General features: G+C 71.1%; 20 protein-coding genes. 12 read left to right on the plus strand and 8 right to left on the minus strand.

The window, feature by feature from the left end; translation table 11 throughout:
* Position 1: 1 nt before the first annotated feature.
* Entirely contained in the window at positions 2 to 916 is a 915-nt protein-coding gene (locus tag ABZ477_RS10060) for a BadF/BadG/BcrA/BcrD ATPase family protein (protein WP_360131753.1), read from the minus strand.
* On the minus strand, positions 913 to 1,656 hold the full coding sequence (locus tag ABZ477_RS10065; RefSeq protein ID WP_360131756.1) for a GntR family transcriptional regulator: 744 nt from the start codon (positions 1,654 to 1,656) through the stop codon (positions 913 to 915). Before ABZ477_RS10065 ends, ABZ477_RS10060 begins: the two co-directional genes overlap by 4 nt.
* Before the next feature lie 246 nt (positions 1,657 to 1,902).
* Here ABZ477_RS10065 and ABZ477_RS10070 point away from each other — a divergent pair, with 246 nt between their 5' ends.
* The 3 genes from ABZ477_RS10070 to ABZ477_RS10080 are packed head-to-tail and all read left to right on the plus strand — an operon-like array spanning position 1,903 to position 3,748.
* The gene (locus tag ABZ477_RS10070; RefSeq protein ID WP_360131758.1) at positions 1,903 to 2,484 is read left to right on the plus strand and encodes a GNAT family N-acetyltransferase; all 582 of its coding nucleotides are present in this window, start codon (positions 1,903 to 1,905) and stop codon (positions 2,482 to 2,484) included.
* A gap of 9 nt (positions 2,485 to 2,493) precedes the next feature.
* Positions 2,494 to 2,997, plus strand: a complete 504-nt coding sequence (locus ABZ477_RS10075) for an amino-acid N-acetyltransferase (RefSeq protein WP_360131761.1) — start codon at positions 2,494 to 2,496, stop codon at positions 2,995 to 2,997.
* A 49-nt stretch (positions 2,998 to 3,046) separates the two neighbouring features.
* Complete coding sequence (locus ABZ477_RS10080) at positions 3,047 to 3,748, plus strand: hypothetical protein (RefSeq protein WP_360131764.1); 702 nt, start codon at positions 3,047 to 3,049, stop codon at positions 3,746 to 3,748.
* 141 nt (positions 3,749 to 3,889) lie between these two features.
* Here ABZ477_RS10080 and ABZ477_RS10085 read toward each other — a convergent pair whose 3' ends face one another.
* Positions 3,890 to 5,440 (minus strand): amino acid permease, encoded by a 1,551-nt coding sequence (locus ABZ477_RS10085; RefSeq protein ID WP_360131767.1) that lies wholly within the window; start codon positions 5,438 to 5,440, stop codon positions 3,890 to 3,892.
* A gap of 188 nt (positions 5,441 to 5,628) precedes the next feature.
* Between ABZ477_RS10085 and ABZ477_RS10090 the strand changes: the two genes are divergently transcribed.
* From ABZ477_RS10090 to ABZ477_RS10120, 7 genes are all read left to right on the plus strand, one after another.
* The gene (locus ABZ477_RS10090; protein ID WP_360131770.1) at positions 5,629 to 6,990 is read left to right on the plus strand and encodes a glutamine synthetase family protein; all 1,362 of its coding nucleotides are present in this window, start codon (positions 5,629 to 5,631) and stop codon (positions 6,988 to 6,990) included.
* Between the two features lie 73 nt (positions 6,991 to 7,063).
* Positions 7,064 to 7,858, plus strand: a complete 795-nt coding sequence (locus tag ABZ477_RS10095) for a gamma-glutamyl-gamma-aminobutyrate hydrolase family protein (protein ID WP_360131985.1) — start codon at positions 7,064 to 7,066, stop codon at positions 7,856 to 7,858.
* Positions 7,855 to 9,216, plus strand: coding sequence for an aldehyde dehydrogenase family protein (locus ABZ477_RS10100; RefSeq protein WP_360131773.1), 1,362 nt, complete (start codon positions 7,855 to 7,857; stop codon positions 9,214 to 9,216). Before ABZ477_RS10095 ends, ABZ477_RS10100 begins: the two co-directional genes overlap by 4 nt.
* Positions 9,217 to 9,336: 120 nt before the next feature.
* Positions 9,337 to 10,110, plus strand: a complete 774-nt coding sequence (locus ABZ477_RS10105) for a 3-oxoacyl-ACP reductase (protein WP_360131776.1) — start codon at positions 9,337 to 9,339, stop codon at positions 10,108 to 10,110.
* A 112-nt stretch (positions 10,111 to 10,222) separates the two neighbouring features.
* Positions 10,223 to 10,939: a GntR family transcriptional regulator gene (locus ABZ477_RS10110; RefSeq protein ID WP_360131779.1), complete on the plus strand. Its 717-nt coding sequence runs from the start codon at positions 10,223 to 10,225 to the stop codon at positions 10,937 to 10,939.
* A gap of 158 nt (positions 10,940 to 11,097) precedes the next feature.
* On the plus strand, positions 11,098 to 11,505 hold the full coding sequence (locus ABZ477_RS10115) for a dehydrogenase (protein ID WP_360131782.1): 408 nt from the start codon (positions 11,098 to 11,100) through the stop codon (positions 11,503 to 11,505).
* Positions 11,506 to 11,527: 22 nt separating this feature from the next.
* Positions 11,528 to 11,908: a dihydrolipoamide dehydrogenase gene (locus ABZ477_RS10120; protein WP_360131785.1), complete on the plus strand. Its 381-nt coding sequence runs from the start codon at positions 11,528 to 11,530 to the stop codon at positions 11,906 to 11,908.
* Between the two features lie 2 nt (positions 11,909 to 11,910).
* Here ABZ477_RS10120 and radA read toward each other — a convergent pair whose 3' ends face one another.
* Entirely contained in the window at positions 11,911 to 13,275 is a 1,365-nt protein-coding gene (gene radA, locus ABZ477_RS10125) for a DNA repair protein RadA (RefSeq protein ID WP_360131788.1), read from the minus strand.
* A gap of 143 nt (positions 13,276 to 13,418) precedes the next feature.
* Positions 13,419 to 14,372 (minus strand): L-lactate dehydrogenase, encoded by a 954-nt coding sequence (locus ABZ477_RS10130; protein WP_360131791.1) that lies wholly within the window; start codon positions 14,370 to 14,372, stop codon positions 13,419 to 13,421.
* A gap of 202 nt (positions 14,373 to 14,574) precedes the next feature.
* On the opposite strand from ABZ477_RS10130, the gene ABZ477_RS10135 reads away from it, so the two are divergent.
* Positions 14,575 to 14,751 carry a hypothetical protein gene (locus tag ABZ477_RS10135; RefSeq protein ID WP_360131794.1) on the plus strand — a complete coding sequence of 59 codons (177 nt, stop codon included), beginning with the start codon at positions 14,575 to 14,577 and terminating at the stop codon, positions 14,749 to 14,751.
* On the plus strand, positions 14,748 to 15,530 hold the full coding sequence (locus tag ABZ477_RS10140) for a glycosyltransferase family A protein (protein ID WP_360131797.1): 783 nt from the start codon (positions 14,748 to 14,750) through the stop codon (positions 15,528 to 15,530). The genes ABZ477_RS10135 and ABZ477_RS10140 overlap by 4 nt, the downstream gene beginning before the upstream one ends.
* 18 nt (positions 15,531 to 15,548) lie before the next feature.
* Here the strand turns inward: ABZ477_RS10140 and ABZ477_RS10145 are convergent, their stop codons facing one another.
* The 3 genes from ABZ477_RS10145 to ABZ477_RS10155 form a co-directional block, all read right to left on the minus strand.
* Positions 15,549 to 16,781, minus strand: a complete 1,233-nt coding sequence (locus ABZ477_RS10145) for a cytochrome P450 (RefSeq protein WP_360131800.1) — start codon at positions 16,779 to 16,781, stop codon at positions 15,549 to 15,551.
* Between the two features lie 62 nt (positions 16,782 to 16,843).
* Positions 16,844 to 17,167 (minus strand): DUF4387 domain-containing protein, encoded by a 324-nt coding sequence (locus ABZ477_RS10150; RefSeq protein WP_360131803.1) that lies wholly within the window; start codon positions 17,165 to 17,167, stop codon positions 16,844 to 16,846.
* Entirely contained in the window at positions 17,160 to 18,560 is a 1,401-nt protein-coding gene (locus ABZ477_RS10155) for an acyclic terpene utilization AtuA family protein (protein WP_360131806.1), read from the minus strand. The genes ABZ477_RS10150 and ABZ477_RS10155 overlap by 8 nt, the downstream gene beginning before the upstream one ends.
* Between the last annotated feature and the right edge of the window lie 55 nt (positions 18,561 to 18,615).

The following is an 18,615-nucleotide window of genomic DNA, read 5'->3' on the forward strand; positions in this document are numbered from 1 at the left end:
ATCAACCTCTCGTCCAGACATGCAGGCCGTTGCCGGCGGGGGAGTGCGCAAGGAGCATCGCGCCGTCGAGGGCGTCGCCGAGGGGCACCCTCGCGTCGAAGGCGCCGGGGTCGGCGTTCAGCCGATCGACGACCTGCGGGGCGAGGTCGGCGCCGAGGCGTCCGAGGATGACGAGCGGCGTCGCGACCTGAGCGCCCGCAGGTCGAGCGACGCGGGCGAGGAGGGCGAGCTCGTCGACGGCCTCGTCGACGATCGCGGCGGCTACGGGGTCACCTGCGCGAGCTGCTGCGAGAACCTCGGGAGCGAAGTGCGCGATCTCGTCGACGGCGCGTTCCGAGGAATGAAGGCGGATCGGGATGCCGCGCACCGCGCCGAACCGTGACTCCGCGGCCGACACGAGCGTGCTGGACGGCCCGCGGCCGTCGGCGGCTCGCAGGGCCGCTGCAACGCCCCCGCGCCCGATCCAGTACGCGCCGCCTTCGTCGCCGAGCAGGTAGCCGTGTCCTCCCAGGAGGACGGGAGCGGCATCCGCCGGTCCACGCGTCGCGCACGCGACGCCGGTGCCGACCGACAGCGCGACTCCCCAGTCGCCCGCGAAGGCGCCGGCGTGGGTCGTGACACCGTCGTCGCACACGACGATCCGGTCGGCTCCGAGCTCCTCGGCCACCAGTCCGGCCAGGTGCGCGCAGCCCTCCTCGTCGGGCACGGTCGTCAGGCCGAGCACAGCGGCGTGGACCAGCGGCGCTCCGGCGACGCGCCAGGCCTCCACGATCGCAGCGGCCGTGGCCTCGAGGGTGCGGGGGCCGTGCCAGCTGATTCCGGGCACCTCGGCGGCGCCGCCCGACGAGTGCCGCACGCGGACGGCCGACTGACCGCCGTCCACCGCGAGGACCCGGATTGCGGCATCCGGCGTCATGAGACGGCCCTGCCGTCGGCCTCGCCGGCCGCTCCGCTGACCTCGGCACGGAGCTGGTACTTGTCGCCGCGGTACACGCATGTCGCGAGCATGACGACCCGGCCGGATCGGTCCGTGTCGACCATCCGCACGCGCAGGCACGCCTGCTCGACGCCGATGCCGAGCAGGTCGGCGCTCGCCTGGTCGGGGAGGATCGGCTCGATGCGCATGCTCGCGGCGCTCGCGACCAGGCCGTGCTTCGCGCCCAGGACCTCGTAGAGCGATCCCTCGAGATCGTCGCGCGTCAGGTGCGGCGCGTAGGACACCGGGATGCTGACGCTCTCGATTGCGACGGGTTCGCCGTTGCCGAGACGCAGGCGCGAGATCCAGAAGACGGGCGACCCCACCGGGATGCGCAGGTGCGCCGCGAGCGCGTCGTCAGCCGTGATCGTGCGGAAGTCGAGGATGCGGCTGCTCGGCTCGATGCCGCGCGAGCGCATGTCGTGCGTGAAGGACGTGAGGCCGATGACACGGAGGACGGGGCTGAAGACGATGTAGGTGCCCGAGCCGTGCCGGCGCTCGAGGAGACCCTCGCCCACGAGCTCGTCCACAGCAGCGCGCAGCGTCATGCGGGCGACGCCCCACTCCGCGGAGAGGTCGCGCTCGCTCGGCAGCCGGCGCCCGGGACCGAGCTCGGCGATCAGGTCACGCAGACGCCCGCGCAGCAGGCCGCGGGTGCGTGTCTTCGACGTTGAATGCACCAGGAGAGTAGAACGCATCGGGCGCCGAACTGCAAATCCGGACTAGACCACTTGGCGAGCCAGGCCATCGAATGCGCTGGACCTCGTGAAATCCGGCTTTGCGGCTGATTCCGCTCCAGGTCGGTAAGGATGGGCCGTGAAAAATAGACCAAGTCGACCACCCAGTCGGCCGGTTTGGACTAGACCACTTGGCGACACTCTTCCCGCAGAGGTGGCCGCAGCTGTTCCGTCGGCTATCGTGTCGGCGTGCTTATACGCGCCGCTCGCCTCGACGATCTTCCCGCCGTCTACCGCATCTGCCACGAGACGGGACTTCCGCAAGACGGGTCCGCCCGGTCTCCAGAACTGCTCGGCCACGTCTACGTGGGTCCGTACCTCGTCGCCCCCGGCGCCCGCGCCGTCGTCGTCGTCGATGACGAGGGCGTCGGCGGCTATCTGCTGTGCGCGCGCGACACGCGGGCGCACGAGGCCTGGGTCGAGCAGCACTGGCTGCCGGGCCTGCGCGCCGACCATCCGCTCGACATCCCCCGGTCGCCCGCCGATCAGGAGGTCGTGGAGCTCCTGCACACACCGGACATCGCTCCCGACTCGGTCGTCGCCGACTTCCCCGCGCACCTGCACATCGACCTGTTCGGGCGGCTGCAGGGACAGGGGCTCGGGAGGTCCCTCATCGACGAGCTCATCACAGTCCTCACCGAGGAGGGGATCCCCGGGATCCACCTCGGCGTCGGCCTCGACAACGCGGGCGCGATCCGCTTCTACGGCCGCCTCGGATTCGTCGAACTGACCCGCAGCGCCTCGACCGTCTACATGGGCCGCCGACTCTAGGCTTGAGCCGTGAGTGAATTCGTCGTCCGGCCCGCGACGGCCCTCGACGTCCGCGGGATCTGGGACATGCTCGACCCGTTCGTGCAGCGACGGATCCTCCTCGGCAAGGACATCGTCGTGCTGTACGAGTCGGTGCAGCAGTTCCTCGTCGCGGAGGACGAGAGCGGCCGCCTCATCGGGTGCGGCGCGCTGCACGTCATGTGGGAGGACCTCGGCGAGGTGCGCACGCTGATCGTGCTCGACGAGTGGCTGCACCACGGCGTGGGCCGGGCGATCGTCGAGGGTCTCGAGGAGAACGCGCGGGCGCTCGGGCTGTCCCGCCTGTTCTGCCTCACGTTCGAGGTCGACTTCTTCACGCGCCGTGGATTCTCGCCGATCGGGGAGCAGGTCGTGGATCCCGACGTGTACTCGCAGCTCATCCGCTCTCCTGACGAGGGCGTCGCGGAGTTCCTCGACCTCGCGCACGTGAAGCCGAACACCCTCGGCAACACCAGGATGCTCAAGCAGCTCTGACGAGCGCGTTGAGAAGGGCGCTCCCAGGCGCCGCGCTTAGCCTGGACTCATGACCCGGGCCACGACGCGCAAGCGCCGCCAGTCCGCCGCGGTGTACCGCCGGCGGCGGCTCATGCTCGTGATCGGGGTGCTCGCTCTCACGGGCGGGATCGTGTGGCTGCTCATCGCGCAGCCGTGGCTGAGCTTCGCGGCGGTGTGGGAGGCGGCCGTCGGCGACGACGAGACGCCGAGCTCCTCGCCCAGCGTCACCCGCACCGTGACGACTCCCTCAGCATCCCCGACCCCGTCCGCGACGAAGACGCCGACGCCGGAGGCGACGACGCCTGCGCCCGTCGGGACGGCCAAGCCCTGCGTCACGAGCGACATCCTCGTCGAGGCGCTGTCGGATGCCGACACCTATGCGGCCGGGGTGAACCCGAAGCTCTCGATCCGGCTCACGAACGAGGGCGAAGCGGACTGCACGCTCAACGTCGGCACGACGACGCAGAAGTTCACCGTGACGAGCGGAGACGACGTGTGGTGGCGCTCGACCGACTGCCAGTCGGAGCCGAGCGACATGATCGCGACGCTCGCTGCCGGCCAGACGGTGTCCAGCGCGACTCCCGTGGTCTGGGATCGCACGCGCTCGTCGGTCTCGACGTGCGACACGGGCAACCGTCCCGCCGCGCCGGGCGGCGGCGCCTCGTACCACGTGACCGTCGAGATCGGCGGCATCCTGTCGACCTCGTCGAAGCAGATCCTGCTCTATTGACCGGAAGTTCGCCCGGCGGCCCGCACACGGGGTGACGGCCGAGCGGCCCGGCCGCACACGGTGACGGCCGAGCGGCCCGGCCGCACACGGTGAGGGCCGGGCGCCCCCCCGACACCCGGCCCTGACTCCCCTCGGCCGAGCTCACACCTTGTCTTCGAAGACCTCGCCCTCCATCGCGTCGTAGCCTTCCGCCTGGGGGTCGCCGTGGACGCCGCCCGACAGCGCGTACTCCTCCTCGGGCGACAGCACGAGGCGGTTCCGCCCGACCAGCGCGAAGAGCACGATGCCGACCGCGAAGACGATGAGGAACGTGATGACAGCCGTCTGGAAGACGCTGTTGAAGATGATCCCGAGGAAGGCGCCGAACGACAGGAGGAAGGCGACGACTGCGCCCCACACGCCCGTCGGCGACACCCACGGGCGTTTGGCGTTCGGGAACTTCCGGCGGAGGATCACGAACGCGATCATCTGCATCATGTACGAGATGACGGCGCCGAAGACCGCGATGAAGAGGATGACGCCGCTCGCGGAGGTCGCGGCATTCTCGTCGATCTGAGGCAGCACCATCAGGACGAACGTCAGGATGAGGTACCCGATGACGCCGCCGACCAGCAGCGAGACCCACGGCGTCTGACGCTTGGCGCTCGTGAGCGAGAGGAACTTCGGATAGTAGCCGGCCCTCGAGAGCGAGTACATGTTGCGGCCGTACGCGAACATGATGCCCTGCAGCGAAGCGAGCAGTCCGACGAGGGCGAAGAGGGCGAGGACCGCTGCGAGCTCTTCCGGCATGAAGACCCGGAACCCGGCGAGCAGCGGCTCATCGCCGTCGCCCGGCGAGACCGTGATCGCAGCGGTGCCGGTCACGGCGGGGTTGAGGAACAGCACGATGAGTCCCGTGACCGTGAGAGTCACGACACCCCACACGCTCGCCTTCGGGATGTCCTTCGCGGGCGTGTGGGACTCCTCGGCCGCGAGCGGCAGCTCCTCGATGCCGAGGAAGAACCAGATGGCGAACGGCATGGCGAACAGGATGCCGATCGCTCCGAAGGGCAGGAACTCGGTGTTCCCCTCGGTTGGCGGGATGTCGAAGAGACGAGAGAAGTCGACCGACCCCGTCGCGATCGCGGCGATCGCGAAGAAGGCGATGACGGCGAGCGAGATGAACGTCACGATGAGTGCGAACCGGAAGCCGATCGAGGCGCCGAGCGAGTTCAGCCCGATGAAGACGATGTACAGGATCGCCCACCAGACCATCGGGTGCAATGAGATCCCCGTGAGCGCCACCAGCGCCGAGTCTGCGTACACGCCGGAGAACCAGACGATCACGCCGGTCGTCACGACGTACTCGATGGTCTCGGCGAGGCCCGTCACGAACCCGCCCCACGGTCCCATCGCCGCGCGTGAGAAGGAGTACGCGCCGCCCGTGTGGGGCATCGCCGCCGACATCTCGCCGATCGAGAAGATCATGGTGAAGAACATGACCGTGATGAGGAGGGTGCCGATGAGCATGGCACCCCAGCCGGTCGTGCCGAGACCGACGTTCCATCCGGAGAAGTCGCCGGAGATGACCGCCGCGATGCCGAGGCCCCACAGGCCCCAGACGCCCGCGCTGCGCTTGAGCTTTCGCTTCTCGAAGTAATCCGCTCCTGCCTGCGTGTAGGTGACGCCGCTCACGGACCTGGACTCGGACATGTCTGTCTCCTCGCACTCGGGGGAAGGCACGGCGCGACCTGCGGGTGGACGTCGCGTCTTGGCTTAGAGAATGGCGCGAAAGGTACTTCGTGTCTACCTTTAGAGATGAATTCCTCTCGCGCCTGCGCCGGGAGGGCGGACAGAGCGCGCTGCAAAGGTCGCGGCACGCACCAATGAAGGAGACCTCAATGGCGGCATCCGCCCCACTCAGCGTCGAAGACCTGGATGCCGCGATCGCGGCCGGCGAGATCGACACCGTCATCGTCGCGTTCGCCGACGCGCAGGGGCGACTCGTCGGCAAGCGGGTCGCGGCACGGTTCTTCCAGGAGGAGGTCCTGCCGCACGCCGCGGAGGCATGCAACTACCTCCTGTCGGTCGATGTCGACATGAACACCGTCGACGGCTACCGGATGTCCAGTTGGGACACCGGCTACGGCGACATGCTCCTGCTCTCGGACCCGTCGACCCTCCGGCGCATCCCGTGGTTGCCCGGCACGGCGCTCGTCATGGCCGACCTCGCGTGGGAGGGCGGGGCGCCGGTCGTCCAGTCGCCGCGCGAGATCCTCAAGCGGCAGCGTGCGCGCCTCGCGGAGCGAGGCCTGGTCGCCTACTCCGGCACGGAGCTGGAGTTCATCGTCTTCGACGAGACGTACCGGGATGCCTGGGCCCGGGGCTACCGCGACCTCAAGCCGTCGACCGACTACAACGTCGACTACAACCTCCTCGCCTCGACGAGGCTCGAGCCGCTGCTGCGCGACATCCGCCTCGGCATGGAGGGCGCCGGGATGTACTGCGAGGGCGTCAAGGGCGAGTGCAACTTCGGCCAGCAGGAGATCGCGTTCCGCTACGACGAGGTCCTCGTGACGGCCGACCAGCACGCGATCTACAAGAACGGCGCGAAGGAGATCGCCGACAAGCACGGCAAGGCCATCACCTTCATGGCGAAGTACAACGAGCGCGAGGGCAACAGCTGCCACATCCACCTCTCGGTGCGCTCCGACTCCGGCGAGGCCGTCATGGCCGGCGAGGGTGCGCACGGCTTCAGTCCCCTCATGGAGCACTGGATCGCGGGCATCCTCGCGACGCTGCGCGAGTTCACGTTCCTCTACGCGCCGAACATCAACTCGTACAAGCGGTACGCGAAGGGGTCTTTCGCACCGACGGGCGTCGCGTGGGGCGTCGACAACCGCACGTGCGCGCTGCGGCTCGTCGGCCACGGCTCGTCGCTGCGCGTCGAGAACCGGGTGCCGGGCGGCGACGTCAACCCCTACCTCGGCATCGCGGCGATCATCGCCGGCGGACTGCACGGCATCGAGAACGAGCTGCCGCTGCCCGAGCCGCTCAGCGGCAACGCGTATGCTTCCGAGGTCGACCACCTCCCGACGACGCTGCGTGAGGCCGCACAGCTGTTCGCCGACTCGGCCGTCGCACGCGCCGCCTTCGGCGACGAGATGGTCGAGCACTATCTGAACCAGGCGCGCATCGAGGTCGAGGCCTATGACGCGGCCGTGACGGACTGGGAGCGCGTGCGTGGCTTCGAACGACTCTGACCCTTCGACGCCGCGCAGGGATCGACGGCCGGCCGCGGCCAGACAGGCCTTCGACGCCGCCCGACCTCCCGTCATCGGTCTGACGACGTACCTCGAGCAGGCGAAGCAGGGCGTGTGGGACGTCCGTGCCGCGTTCCTGCCGCAGCAGTACTTCGACTCCGTGACGGCGTCGGGCGGCATCGCCGTCCTGCTTCCGCCGCAGCCCGCTCCGGATGCCGCGGCCGCGGCCGTTCTGGAGGGCCTCGACGGCCTCATCCTCACGGGGGGAATGGACGTCCAGCCCGAGCTGTACGGTGCGCCGCGGCATCCGCTCACCGACCCGGCCCGTGCCGACCGCGACGAATGGGAGCTCGCCCTCTTCCGCGGTGCGGAGGAGCGACGGATGCCGGTCCTCGCGATCTGCCGCGGGCTGCAGCTCGTCAACGTCGCGCGGGGCGGGACGCTGCATCAGCACCTCCCCGAGGCACTTGGGACGGAGCGCTACCGCATCGGCGGCGGGGTCTTCGCGACGAACACGGTCGAGGTCGCGGCCGACTCGCGGCTGGCCGGGATGCTGGGCCCCGGCGCCTTCGCCGTGCACAGCTACCACCACCAGGGCGTCGACCGGCTGGGTGAGGGGCTCGTCCCGACGGCCGCGACGGCCGACGGCCTCGTGCAGGCGTTCGAGTCGGACGGCGAGGGCTACGTCGTGGGCGTGCAATGGCACCCCGAGGAGAATGCCGAGGACAAGCGGCTGTTCGCGGGGCTCGTCGCCGAGGCATCCGCGTTTCGTCTCGCTTCGCTCGCTCAACGATCGCGATCTCGGTCGTTGAGCGAGGAGCGAAGCGACGAGACGAAACGCCCTGGACCCCCGGGAGGAGCCGCATGAGCGGAACGTTTACGCTGATCGACCCCGCCACGGGGCAGGGGTTCCGCGAGGTGTCGCGGGCGACGGTCGACGAGGTCGACGCCGCCGTGGCACGCGCCGTCGTCGCTCAGCGAGCGTGGGCTGCGCTCGCGCCGGTCGCGCGGGCCGATGCGCTCCGCTCGTTCGCACGGACCGTCGAGGCCCATGTCGAGGAGCTCGCGCAGCTCGAGGTGCGCAATTCGGGGCATCCGATCTCATCCGCCCGGTGGGAGGCGTCGCACGTCGCGCAGGTGCTCAACTTCTACGCGGGCGCGCCCGAGCGGCTGAGCGGGCAGCAGATCCCGGTCGCGGGCGGACTCGACGTGACATTCCACGATCCGTACGGCGTGGTGGGGATCATCGTCCCGTGGAACTTCCCCATGACGATCGCATCGTGGGGCTTCGCGCCGGCGCTCGCCGCGGGCAATGCCGTCGTCCTCAAGCCCGCCGAGCTCACGCCGCTCACGGCGGTCCGGCTCGGCCGGCTCGCGCTCGAGGCCGGACTGCCCGAGGGTCTCTTCACGGTCATCACGGGCTCGGGCTCGGTCGTCGGCCAGCGGTTCGTCTCGCACCCGGACGTCCGGAAGGTCGTCTTCACGGGCTCGACCGAGGTGGGCGTCGACGTCGCGGCCGGCTGCGCGCGGGGGCTCAAGCCGGTGACGCTGGAGCTCGGCGGCAAGAGCGCGAACATCGTGTTCGCCGACGCGGACCTCGAGAAGGCGGCTCTGTCGGCGCCAGGTTCGGTGTTCGACAACGCGGGGCAGGACTGCTGCGCGCGCAGCCGCATCCTCGTCGAGCGGTCGGTGTACGACCGCTTCCTCGAGCTGCTCGAGCCCGCCGTCGCCGCGTGGCGCGTCGGCGACCCGTCGCTCGAGACGACCGAGATGGGCCCGCTCATCTCGGCGGCGCACCGGTCGGCGGTCGAGGGGTTCCTCGACGGCGCCGACGTCGCCTTCCGCGGGTCGGCCCCCGCCGGCGACGGCTTCTGGCTCGCGCCGACCGTCGTGCTCGCCGCGCCCGAGGACCGGATCGCGCGCGAGGAGGTGTTCGGACCCGTCGTCGCCGTACTGCCGTTCGATGACGAAGCCGACGCCGTCCGCCTCGCCAACGACACGATCTACGGGCTCGCGGGGTCGCTGTGGACAGAGAACCTCGGCCGCGCCGTGCGCGTCGCGCGGGGGGTCAAGAGCGGCGTGCTGTCGGTCAACTCGCACTCGTCGGTCCGCTACTGGACGCCGTTCGGCGGCATGAAGGCCTCGGGCCTCGGCCGCGAGCTCGGACCCGACGCCGCCGAGCACTTCACCGAGACCAAGAACGTCTTCTTCGCGACGGATGACTGATGGACAGCATCCCGATCGCCCCACCCGCCGGCCGCGAGACTCCACGAACGGGGCTCGACCCGCCGTGCTCGACCCCCATTCGTGAAGTTTCGCGCACTGCACTCTGAACCGGAGGAACACATGGATCTGACCGCACGATTGAAGGACCGGGTCGCGATCATCACGGGCGGCGCGAGCGGCATCGGGCTGGCGACCGCCCGGCGATTCGCCGCGGAGGGGGCCGCGGTCGTGATCGCCGACCTCGATCCGGCGAGTGGCGAGAAGGCCGCGGCCGAGGTGGACGGGATCTTCCGTCTCGTCGACGTCGCGGACGAGGCATCCGTCGATGCGCTCTTCGACGGGGTGGCGGGCCACTTCGGGCGGCTCGACATCGCGTTCAACAACGCCGGCATCTCGCCCGCGGACGACGACTCGATCGAGACGACCGGGCTGCCGGCGTGGGATCGCGTGCAGGACGTCAACCTCAAGAGCGTGTACCTGTGCTCGCGCGCGGCGCTGCGTCACATGGTGCCGCAGGGCCGGGGGTCGATCATCAACACGGCCTCGTTCGTCGCGCTGCTGGGGTCGGCGACGTCGCAGATCTCGTACACGGCGTCCAAGGGCGGCGTCCTCGCCATGACGCGCGAGCTCGGCGTGCAGTTCGCGCGGCAGGGCATCCGGGTCAATGCGCTGTGCCCGGGCCCCGTCAACACGCCGCTCCTGCAGGAGCTCTTCGCGAAGGACCCCGAGCGCGCGCAGCGCCGGCTCGTCCACGTGCCGATGGGCCGCTTCGCCGAGCCCGAGGAGCTCGCCGCCGCCGTCGCCTTCCTCGCCTCGGACGACGCGTCGTTCGTCACCGCGACCGCGTTCGTCGTCGACGGCGGCATCACGAACGCCTACGTCACGCCGCTCTAGGTCGCTCGATGTACCGAACTCCGGCGGAATGGGGAAGACGGATGCCGCGCACGGCGTGGCGCGGCGCGCTCGTCACAGCGAGCCGGAGGTCGGCACGCCTTCGGAGCCTGCCATGACCGACGCGCCGCTCAAGGAGGTCCGCCGGGCCGTCTACCGGCCGGTCCGCGAGGGCAATGCGCTCGAGGACACCGTCGCCCGGCTCGTGCAGACGATCCGCCTGGGCGTGGTCGCGCCGGGGGAGTCGCTCCCGCCCGAGCGCGAGCTCGCGGCGCTGTACGCCGTGTCCCGCGACACGGTCCGGGAGGCGATCCGCGAGCTCGCCGACACGGGGTTCCTCGTGCGGCGCCGGGGGCGATACGGCGGAACCTTCGTCGCCGACCCCCTGCCGCGACCGTCGGAGCCGGCCGGAGTCGCGATCGAGGAGCTCGAGGACGTCCTGGGCCTTCGGCGCGTCCTGGAGGCGGGGGCCGCGCGGGCGGCCGCGAGCCGGACGCTCGAGCCCGCCGTCCGAGCCGAGCTCTGGGCGCGGCACGAGGAGGCGTGCGCGGCGAGCGAACCGGACTATCGCAGGCTCGACACGCTCCTGCATCTGACGATCGCGGAGGTCGCCGGCATCCCGTCCCTCGTCGCGCTCGTCGCCGAGAACCGCGCCCGCGTCAATGCGTGGCTCGACACGTTCCCGCTCCTGCCGCGCAACATCGAGCACTCCAACGCGCAGCACGAGGGCATCGTGACCGCGATCCTGGCGGGGCGGGCGGATGCTGCCGAGGCAGCCGTCCTCGAACACCTGGCCGGTTCGGAGGCTCTGCTGCGCGGGTTCCTCGCCTGAGGCTCGCGTCGGCTCGGGTCCCACCCCTCGACAAGCTCGGGGACCGTGAGCGGCGTGTGCTGGTTCGGAGGATTCGGGTCGTTTCGGAGGAGTTCGAGGCGGAGTTCCTCCTCCGATCGGGGACATCTCCTCGCGAAGGCGGCGTCTACGCTGGACTGATGGCCGGAAAGAAGCGCTCGAAGAAGCAGGAGCCCCTCGAGTTCCGCAACACGGCGCTGAGCGACGCGCTGCAGACGCAGGACATGGCCGCCGTCGCGTTCGCCCTGCGTCACGGGCCGACCGTCGTCCCGCTCCTGAAGCCGGGCAACCGCGACAACCCGCTCGATGTCGGCGAGGTCTGGACCTACCGCGACCCCAACACGGGCGACATCGCGCTCCTCCTCTTCAGCGATGCGAAGCACAAGCCCGCAGCGCTGCCGCCCGCCGTGGCGCTGCAGTCGCCGGGCGCCCTCCGCGCGTTCCTCGGCACGCACGGCGCCGTCATCACGACCGTCTTCTTCGACATCGCGGGTCCGCACCCCATGCAGGCCACCCCCGATGAGGTGCTCAAGGCGCTCGACGCCTGAGGGCGATCGCTACTGTGGCGCCATGCGCCGCCGCATCGCCCTCGTCCCCGTCCTCGCGATCGCGATCGCCGGGCTCAGCGGCTGCGTGCCCGCCGACGGTCCCATCGCGGTGCGCCCGGCGACGGGCGCGAACGAGGACGCGCTCCTGCAGGGCATTCTGCGGATCGAGGAGGACTGCGTCTGGGTGCAGGCCGGCGACGAGGTCTACGTCCCCGTCTTCGAGATCGGCGGAGCCCGCATCGAGGGCGGTGACACGCTCGTCTACGGCAACCGCTACGTCGACGGCGACGACATCGAACTGCCCGGCGGCGAAGCTCAGAAGCCGGGGGCCGACTGGTACCTCCCGGCGCGATGCCCCGACGTCAGGCTCTGGGCGGCGGGCCCGCCCCTGCGCCCCTCGTAGGCCTAGAAGTCGGGAATGCCCTCGTCGCGGGACGGGCGGCCGCGCGTCGTGAGGTCGCGGAGGGCGTTCTGGAGCGACTCCGACGAGGCATCCACGACAGTCCGGTAGCCGAGCCGGGCGGCCTCGGCCCGTCGCTGCGCGCCCTGCGTGACGGGCCGCACCTCCCCCGCGAGGCTCAGCTCGCCGATCGCGGCGGTCCCCTTCGGCAGCGCGCGGTCGCCCACGGCACTCGCGACGGCGACCGCGATCGCGAGGTCGGCGGCCGGCTCGACGAGGCGGACGCCTCCCACGGTCGAGACGTACACGTCCTGATCCGACACCGTGACGCCGGCCCGGCGCTCGAGCACGGCGAGGATCATCGCGACACGCGCGGCATCGACGCCGCTCACGATGCGCCGCGGGTTCGGCCCGCCGTTCTTGATCGTGAGGGCCTGCACCTCGACGGGCAGCGCGCGCCGCCCTTCGAGCGCGATCGTGACGCACGTGCCGGCGACGGGCGCCCCGTGCCCGAGGAAGAGGGCGCTGGGATCGGCGACCTCGGCGATGCCCGACCCGGTCATGTCGAAGCATCCCACTTCGTCGGTCGGCCCGAAGCGGTTCTTGAGCGCCCGCACGAAGCGCAGGGATGTCTGCCGGTCGCCTTCGAAGTGGCACACGACGTCGACGAGGTGCTCGAGGATGCGAGGGCCCGCGATCGAGCCGTCCTTCGTCACGTGACCCACGATGATGACGGGCAGGTCGCGCTCCTTCGCGATGCGGATGAGGGTCGCGGCGACCTCGCGCACTTGAGAGGGATGCCCCGCCATGCCGTCGGAGAGCGCCGACGAGACGGTCTGCACCGAGTCGACGATCAGGAGGTCGGGGCCCACATCGTCGACGTGCCCCAGAAGCGTCGCGAGATCGGTCTCGGCCGCGAGGTAGAGCTCGTCGTGGAGCGCGCCCGTCCGCTCGGCGCGGAGCCGCACCTGTGCCGTCGACTCCTCAGCCGACGCGTAGAGGACGCGTCGCCCGGCACGCGCGGACTGGGCCGCGACCTCGAGCAGGAGCGTCGACTTGCCCACGCCCGGCTCACCGGACAGGAGGATCGCGGCACCGGGAACGAGCCCGCCGCCGAGCACGCGGTCGAACTCGCCGACCCCGGTCGTCCGTCGCGCGGCCTCGCTCGTCGTCAGGCGCGTGATGGGGCGCGCGGCCCGCTCGGCGGACGGCGCGATCGGCGCGACCGAGCGCAGGATGCCGGTCTGCTCGGATGCCTCGACCACGGTGCCCCACTGCTGGCACTCGCCGCAGCGACCGACCCACTTGATCGTGGTCCACCCGCACTCGGTGCACCGGTAGGGGGCGGCGGTGGGGCGGCGGGCTGGCACGGACTCAGGCTAGACCGGACGGGCGACATCGCCCGGATGCCCCGGCGACACCGGGCGCGTCGGCTGGGGTTCGACCCCCTCGACAGGCCCGGGGAGCGGGCCTTGCCGGGCGCGTGGGCTCGGGGCTTGCGGGTGGGGTGAGGTCAGCCTCGGAGGGAGGCGGCGACCTCGCGCAGGGCGTCGGCCGAGCGACGGAGCAGTCCGAGCTCGTTCGGCGAGAACTGCGTCTCCTTGATCGGCGTGGCGCCCGAGGCGCTCACGATCGAGGGGACCGAGAGGGCGACGCCGCTCAGGCCGTGGAATCCGTCGAGGACCGTCGAGACCGGCATGACGGCGTGCTCGTCGTTGAGGATCGCCTCGACGATGCGCGCCGACGACAGGCCGATCGCATAGTTCGTCGCGCCCTTGCCCTGGATGACCTTGTACGCGGCATCCCTGACGTCCACGGCGATCTGGTCGAGCTCGTCGACCGTCATGGGGTCGCCGTCGACGGGGTCGAAGTCGAGGATCGGCACCGTGCCGATCGTCGTGGACGACCACAGCGGGAACTCCGTGTCGCCGTGCTCGCCGATGATGTAGGCGTGGACGCTCGACGTCGACACACCCGCACGGCGGCCGAGCAGCCAGCGCAGGCGAGATGTGTCGAGCACCGTGCCGGAGGCGAAGATGCGCTCCACAGGCAGCCCCGTGGATTCCTGCGCGAGCACCGTCAGCACGTCGCACGGGTTGGTCACGATGACATAGATCGCGTTCGGCGCCACCTCGAGCAGCTGCGGGAGCATCGACTTGAGGATGTTGGCGTTGACCCCCGCGAGCTCGATGCGCGTCTGGCCCGGGCGCTGCTTGGCCCCGGCCGTGATCACGACGACATGCGAGCCTTCGGCGACCGAGACGTCGCTGCCGCCGATGATGTCGCTCGTGCCGGTGAACTGGGTTCCGTGCGCGAGGTCGAGGACCTCGGCCTCGACCTTCTCGGTCGCGATGTCGTACAGCGCGACATGCCGCGCCGATCCGCGGATGAGGGCCGCATACGCGACGCTCGACCCGACCGCTCCGGCCCCGACGACGGTGAGTTTCGAGTTCTCGATCACGCTCATGGGGTCAGTCTGGCAGTGACGGGTCGCGCGGTGCCAGAGTCGCCCTGCGAACAGACTCCATCGACTCAGGTGCGGAGAGGCGGACGGATGCGGCTCACCACCGATATCACCCGGTTCTCTGCCGTGGCAACCCCCTGGATCAGGACGACTGCAGGTCCCATCCTGTGCCCGACAGCATCCCGAGGATCCCCGAGAAGGTGAGATGGCCCGTACCTCTTCGGCCCGCCGTGTATCGATCGTCCCGCACGAGACAGCGCTCGCGGCCCTCACTGTGCGGCTCATCTCCTGGCCGCCGCAGGCTCAGCGCCCCCGGCGCTCGACGTGGCGCGCGACGCTCGATGACGAGCAGCGGGCGAGCGCCTCGCGCCCGCTCGCGTGAGCGGAGCCGGAGCCGGAGCCGCGCCCACGGTCTCGGTCGTGATCCCGGTGAAGGACGACGCCGAAGCCCTCGCGCGCTGTCTGGGGGCGCTCCGCGCGCAGTCGCGCCCGCCTGACCAGCTCATCGTCGTCGACAACGGCTCGAGCGACGGCAGCGCCGCCGTCGCGCTCGCGGCAGGCGCCCACCTGGTGTTCTGCGACGAGCCCGGCATTCCCGCAGCAAGCGCCCGCGGCTACGACGCTGCGACAGGCGATCTCATCCTGCGCCTGGACGCCGACTGCGTGCCGGGACCCGATTGGATCGAACGGATGCTGTCCGCCTTCGCACAGCATCCCGACGCCGGTGCCCTCACGGGCCGCGCCGTGTTCGCCGAGGGGCCGCGATTCGTGCGGCGCGCGCTCGCAGCGCTCTATCTCGGCGCGTACTTCGCTGCGACGTGGCCCGCGCTCGGGCATTGGGCGCTGTTCGGCTCGGACTTCGGCATGCGCCGCGACGCGTGGCGGGATGTCGCCCCCTCGGTCCATCGGCATCGGGACGACATCCACGACGATCTCGACCTCGCGTTCCACCTCGGTGAGCGGCACCGGATCCGCTTCGTGCACGGGATGCCGATGGCGATGTCCGTCCGGCCCTTCGCGAGTGCGAGCTCGTTCCGGACGAGATTCGTGCGCGGGGTCCGGACCGTCGTGCTGCACTGGCCCGACGACTTCCCGCCCAGGCGCTGGGCCCGGCTGCGGGCGGCGGCGCGCTCGCGTGACCTCCAACCCTGGCCGGGATGAGCACCTCGGGCCGCGGGGTCAGTCCGTCGGCTGGATGAGGAACCCCTTCGATCCGGGGAGGGCGGGGAGGCGCCGCAGGTCCACGCCGAGATCCTGCCGCGGCACCGTCCACTGCGAACGGGCGAGGATCCGCGTCGCAACGGCCAGCAGGTCGACCGTCGCGGGCTCGCCGGGGCAGCGATGTCCCGTCGCCATCGCGCCGGCACCCTGCGGGACGATCGGCGCTTCGCGCTCCATCCCGATGAAGCGCGCGGGGTCGAACGTGTCGGGGTCGGTCCACCGGGCGGGGTCACGGTCGGTCGCGAAGAGATCCAGGACGACCCAGTCACCGGGCTCGAAGGTGACCGAGCCCCAGCGGCACGCCTCCGTCGCCCGGCCGGCGATCGCCGGGAAGAAGGGGGCTGCGCGGCGGACCTCCTGGCAGAACGGCAGGAGCAGGGCGTCGTCGGCCGCGACGCGGTCGCGCCAATCGGGATTGAGGTGCAGTGCGAGGCCGGCGAACGCGATGAAGTGCGAGATCGCGACGGTGGGGCGCAACAGATTGAGCAGCTCGACGGCCGCAGTCGCCTCGTCCAGGAGGCCGTCCCCGTCGCGATGTCGGGCGACGCGCGCGAGCGGCGACACGGCGCCCGCGTCGGTGAGCAGCCGTTCGTCCCGGATGAGCGCCCGCGCCCACCGCTCCGTGCGCAGGCGCAGCATCCGTCCTCTCCAGTTGCGCGGACCGAAGGATCCTGCGCCGTCGATCATCGCGCGGAACTCCCTCGTGCGCCGGTCGACGTCGGCGTCCGGGGCCGAGACCCCGGCCCACCGGAGCGAGGCCTCGGTCAGCACGCGCGCCGAGCCCTCGAGGAGCGACACGGGTCCCGTCGACTGCCACGTCGGCCACGCGCGCTTCCAGGAGCGCGAGAACTCCGAGGCGAGGGTCGCGCGGGACTGGTGGTCGAGGGCGTCGAGGAACAGCGCCTTGCGCTCCTTGTGAGGGCCGCCGTCGAGCGCCTGGACGCTTCCCTCGTCCTGGAGTGAATGGACGACCGACGTCGGGACGGCGCCCACGCGCGTGAACCGGTCGTCGGCGTAGAAGAATGCGGCGGCGTCGAGGCCGCGGAGAAGCGTCACGGGGCGTCCCATGAGGCGCGTGCGGACAGCATCCGTCCCGTGCTCCTCGAACCGGCGCCGGCCGAACCCGTACCCCTCGAGGAGGAAGGCGGCCGACTGGTCGGCGTGGATGACGGCGGGCTCGGTCGTGGTCACGCCGCGACTCTAGGCGCGCCGGCGCGGGAGGAGATGGGGGTTGCCGCGGTGCGGCCCGGCGGCTACGCCCGCTCGGGCACCAGGACGCGGGCCAGCGGCACGTGCTGCTGACCGGAGTGCATGTCGCGATCGGCGAAAGAGCCCTGCGTGACGGGGCGGGGCAGCGAGATCTTGATCGCCCGGAGCGCGGGCATCGGGAAGATCCGGACGACGTCTGGCGTCGCACGGTACAGGTCCGCGATCACGACGGGGTCGACGACCGGCGAGGCGGCCACGCGCGCGAAGACCTCGTCGCTGGGGAGGAACACGTCGAGCGTGAGCCAGAACGGACCGGCGTTCTTGGCGCGGACGAGGTCGGCGAGCTCGTCGAGGGTCTGATCAGCCACGGGGCGCGACCTCCTGGTACTCGGTGCGGAACAGCTCGGCCTCGTCCTCGACGGCGATCGTGTGCTGCAGGACGAACTCGAAGGTCGCACCGCGCTCGATCTCGGCGGGCGAGGTCGCGAACGCGAAGCTCGGCAGGTGGGTCATGCCCTCGAGCGGCAGGTGGAGCAGGAGCGGGTTGGCGATCTTCGCGATGGCCGTGGCGGTCGCCTGGTCTGCGGCCCGAGCCTTGAACAGGACCCCGACTTCGCGGGGCGGCGCACCGCCCGGCTCGATCGCGCCGAGCACGGCGTTGTAGCCGTAGGCGCGCAGATCGGTCGCGTACTCGTCGCGCGCGAGGCCGAGGTGGGCTGCGACGCGACGGGCGAGCTCGCCCGTGAAGCGGGCGATCCAGGCGTCCATGTGGGCGAGGATGTGCGGGTCGCGGATGCCGACGAGCGACACCGTCTCGTAGCCTCCGATCGCAGCGCCCTCCAGCTTGATCGTGGGCTGCTGCGCCTCCTCGAAGAGCGAGCCCTCGACGCGGGTGACGCGGGCGTCGACGGCCGTGTAGACGGCCGCGCTCGTGTCGAGCGTGCCGCCCGGCTCGCGGAGGCGGAACGGGTCGGCGTTCTCGTACAGCATGTGCGCCGCGACGGTCATGGGCGTCGCCGCGGACGTGTCGTCGAGCGGGTGCACCGTGAAGCCGAGGTCGTCGATCTCGACGAGCACTCCGCCGCCGAGCGGATCCGTCGTGCACTGGGAGCCGCACTCGACCGTCTTGGCGGCGTGCCACGTCGGTCCGGGCGCGATGCCGCGGCCGAGCGCGATCCCCGCGACGGAGGCCGTGTCGGACGCGCGGCCCGTGAGGACGAGGTCGGCGCCGGCGGCGAGCGCCTCCGCGATCGGCACATGGCCCATGAGCCCCACGATGTGCTCGCAGCGGGCGACGTCGCCCGAGTGCAGAGGACCGGCCGGCTCGAGCGGCGCCACACGACCGGCGTCGAGCGCTGCGAGCACCGTCGCACGGTCGAGCTCGCTGTAGATGGTCGCCATCGTGAAGCGGAGATCCTCTTCGCGGGCGATCTCGCGCGCGATGTCGGCGACCCATTCGACGCCGGCGTCCGTGCCCGACGTGCCGCACGTCGTCACGACGACGGGGATGCCGGCTCGCCGCGATGCGACGAGGAGCGTCCGCAGGTCGCTCTTGAGCGATCCGCGCGACGACTTGGGCACGCCGGCTCCCAGGTAGTGCGGGCCCGAGTCGGTCGATCCGCCGTCGACGGCGATCGCGTCGGCGCCCAGCTCGATGCCGCGCTCGACGGTCTCGGGGGCGATGCCGCCGCCCAGCATCCCGATCGGGAAGACGATGCGCACCGCGGTCGGGCGGGCGGCGTCGTCGTCGTGTGAAGCCATGGGATCTGCCCCTTTCCGCGGTCGACACTATTTGCTATAGCAAATGGTGTCAATC

Origin of the sequence: Microbacterium sp. NPDC019599 (genome assembly GCF_040632175.1) — a bacterium.
Classification (GTDB): domain Bacteria; phylum Actinomycetota; class Actinomycetes; order Actinomycetales; family Microbacteriaceae; genus Microbacterium.

Bases quoted from the DNA above. Each gene is read 5' to 3' on its own strand.
- ABZ477_RS10100 (WP_360131773.1), top strand. From the start codon at position 7,855: ATGAGCGGAACGTTTACGCTGATCGACCCCGCCACGGGGCAGGGGTTC.
- ABZ477_RS10105 (WP_360131776.1), top strand. From the start codon at position 9,337: ATGGATCTGACCGCACGATTGAAGGACCGGGTCGCGATCATCACGGGC.
- ABZ477_RS10090 (WP_360131770.1), top strand. From the start codon at position 5,629: ATGGCGGCATCCGCCCCACTCAGCGTCGAAGACCTGGATGCCGCGATC.
- ABZ477_RS10155 (WP_360131806.1), bottom strand. From the start codon at position 18,560: ATGGCTTCACACGACGACGACGCCGCCCGCCCGACCGCGGTGCGCATC.
- ABZ477_RS10060 (WP_360131753.1), bottom strand. From the start codon at position 916: ATGACGCCGGATGCCGCAATCCGGGTCCTCGCGGTGGACGGCGGTCAG.
- ABZ477_RS10130 (WP_360131791.1), bottom strand. From the start codon at position 14,372: ATGAGCGTGATCGAGAACTCGAAACTCACCGTCGTCGGGGCCGGAGCG.
- ABZ477_RS10080 (WP_360131764.1), top strand. From the start codon at position 3,047: ATGACCCGGGCCACGACGCGCAAGCGCCGCCAGTCCGCCGCGGTGTAC.
- ABZ477_RS10085 (WP_360131767.1), bottom strand. From the start codon at position 5,440: ATGTCCGAGTCCAGGTCCGTGAGCGGCGTCACCTACACGCAGGCAGGA.
- ABZ477_RS10135 (WP_360131794.1), top strand. From the start codon at position 14,575: ATGGCCCGTACCTCTTCGGCCCGCCGTGTATCGATCGTCCCGCACGAG.
- ABZ477_RS10110 (WP_360131779.1), top strand. From the start codon at position 10,223: ATGACCGACGCGCCGCTCAAGGAGGTCCGCCGGGCCGTCTACCGGCCG.
- ABZ477_RS10115 (WP_360131782.1), top strand. From the start codon at position 11,098: ATGGCCGGAAAGAAGCGCTCGAAGAAGCAGGAGCCCCTCGAGTTCCGC.
- ABZ477_RS10120 (WP_360131785.1), top strand. From the start codon at position 11,528: ATGCGCCGCCGCATCGCCCTCGTCCCCGTCCTCGCGATCGCGATCGCC.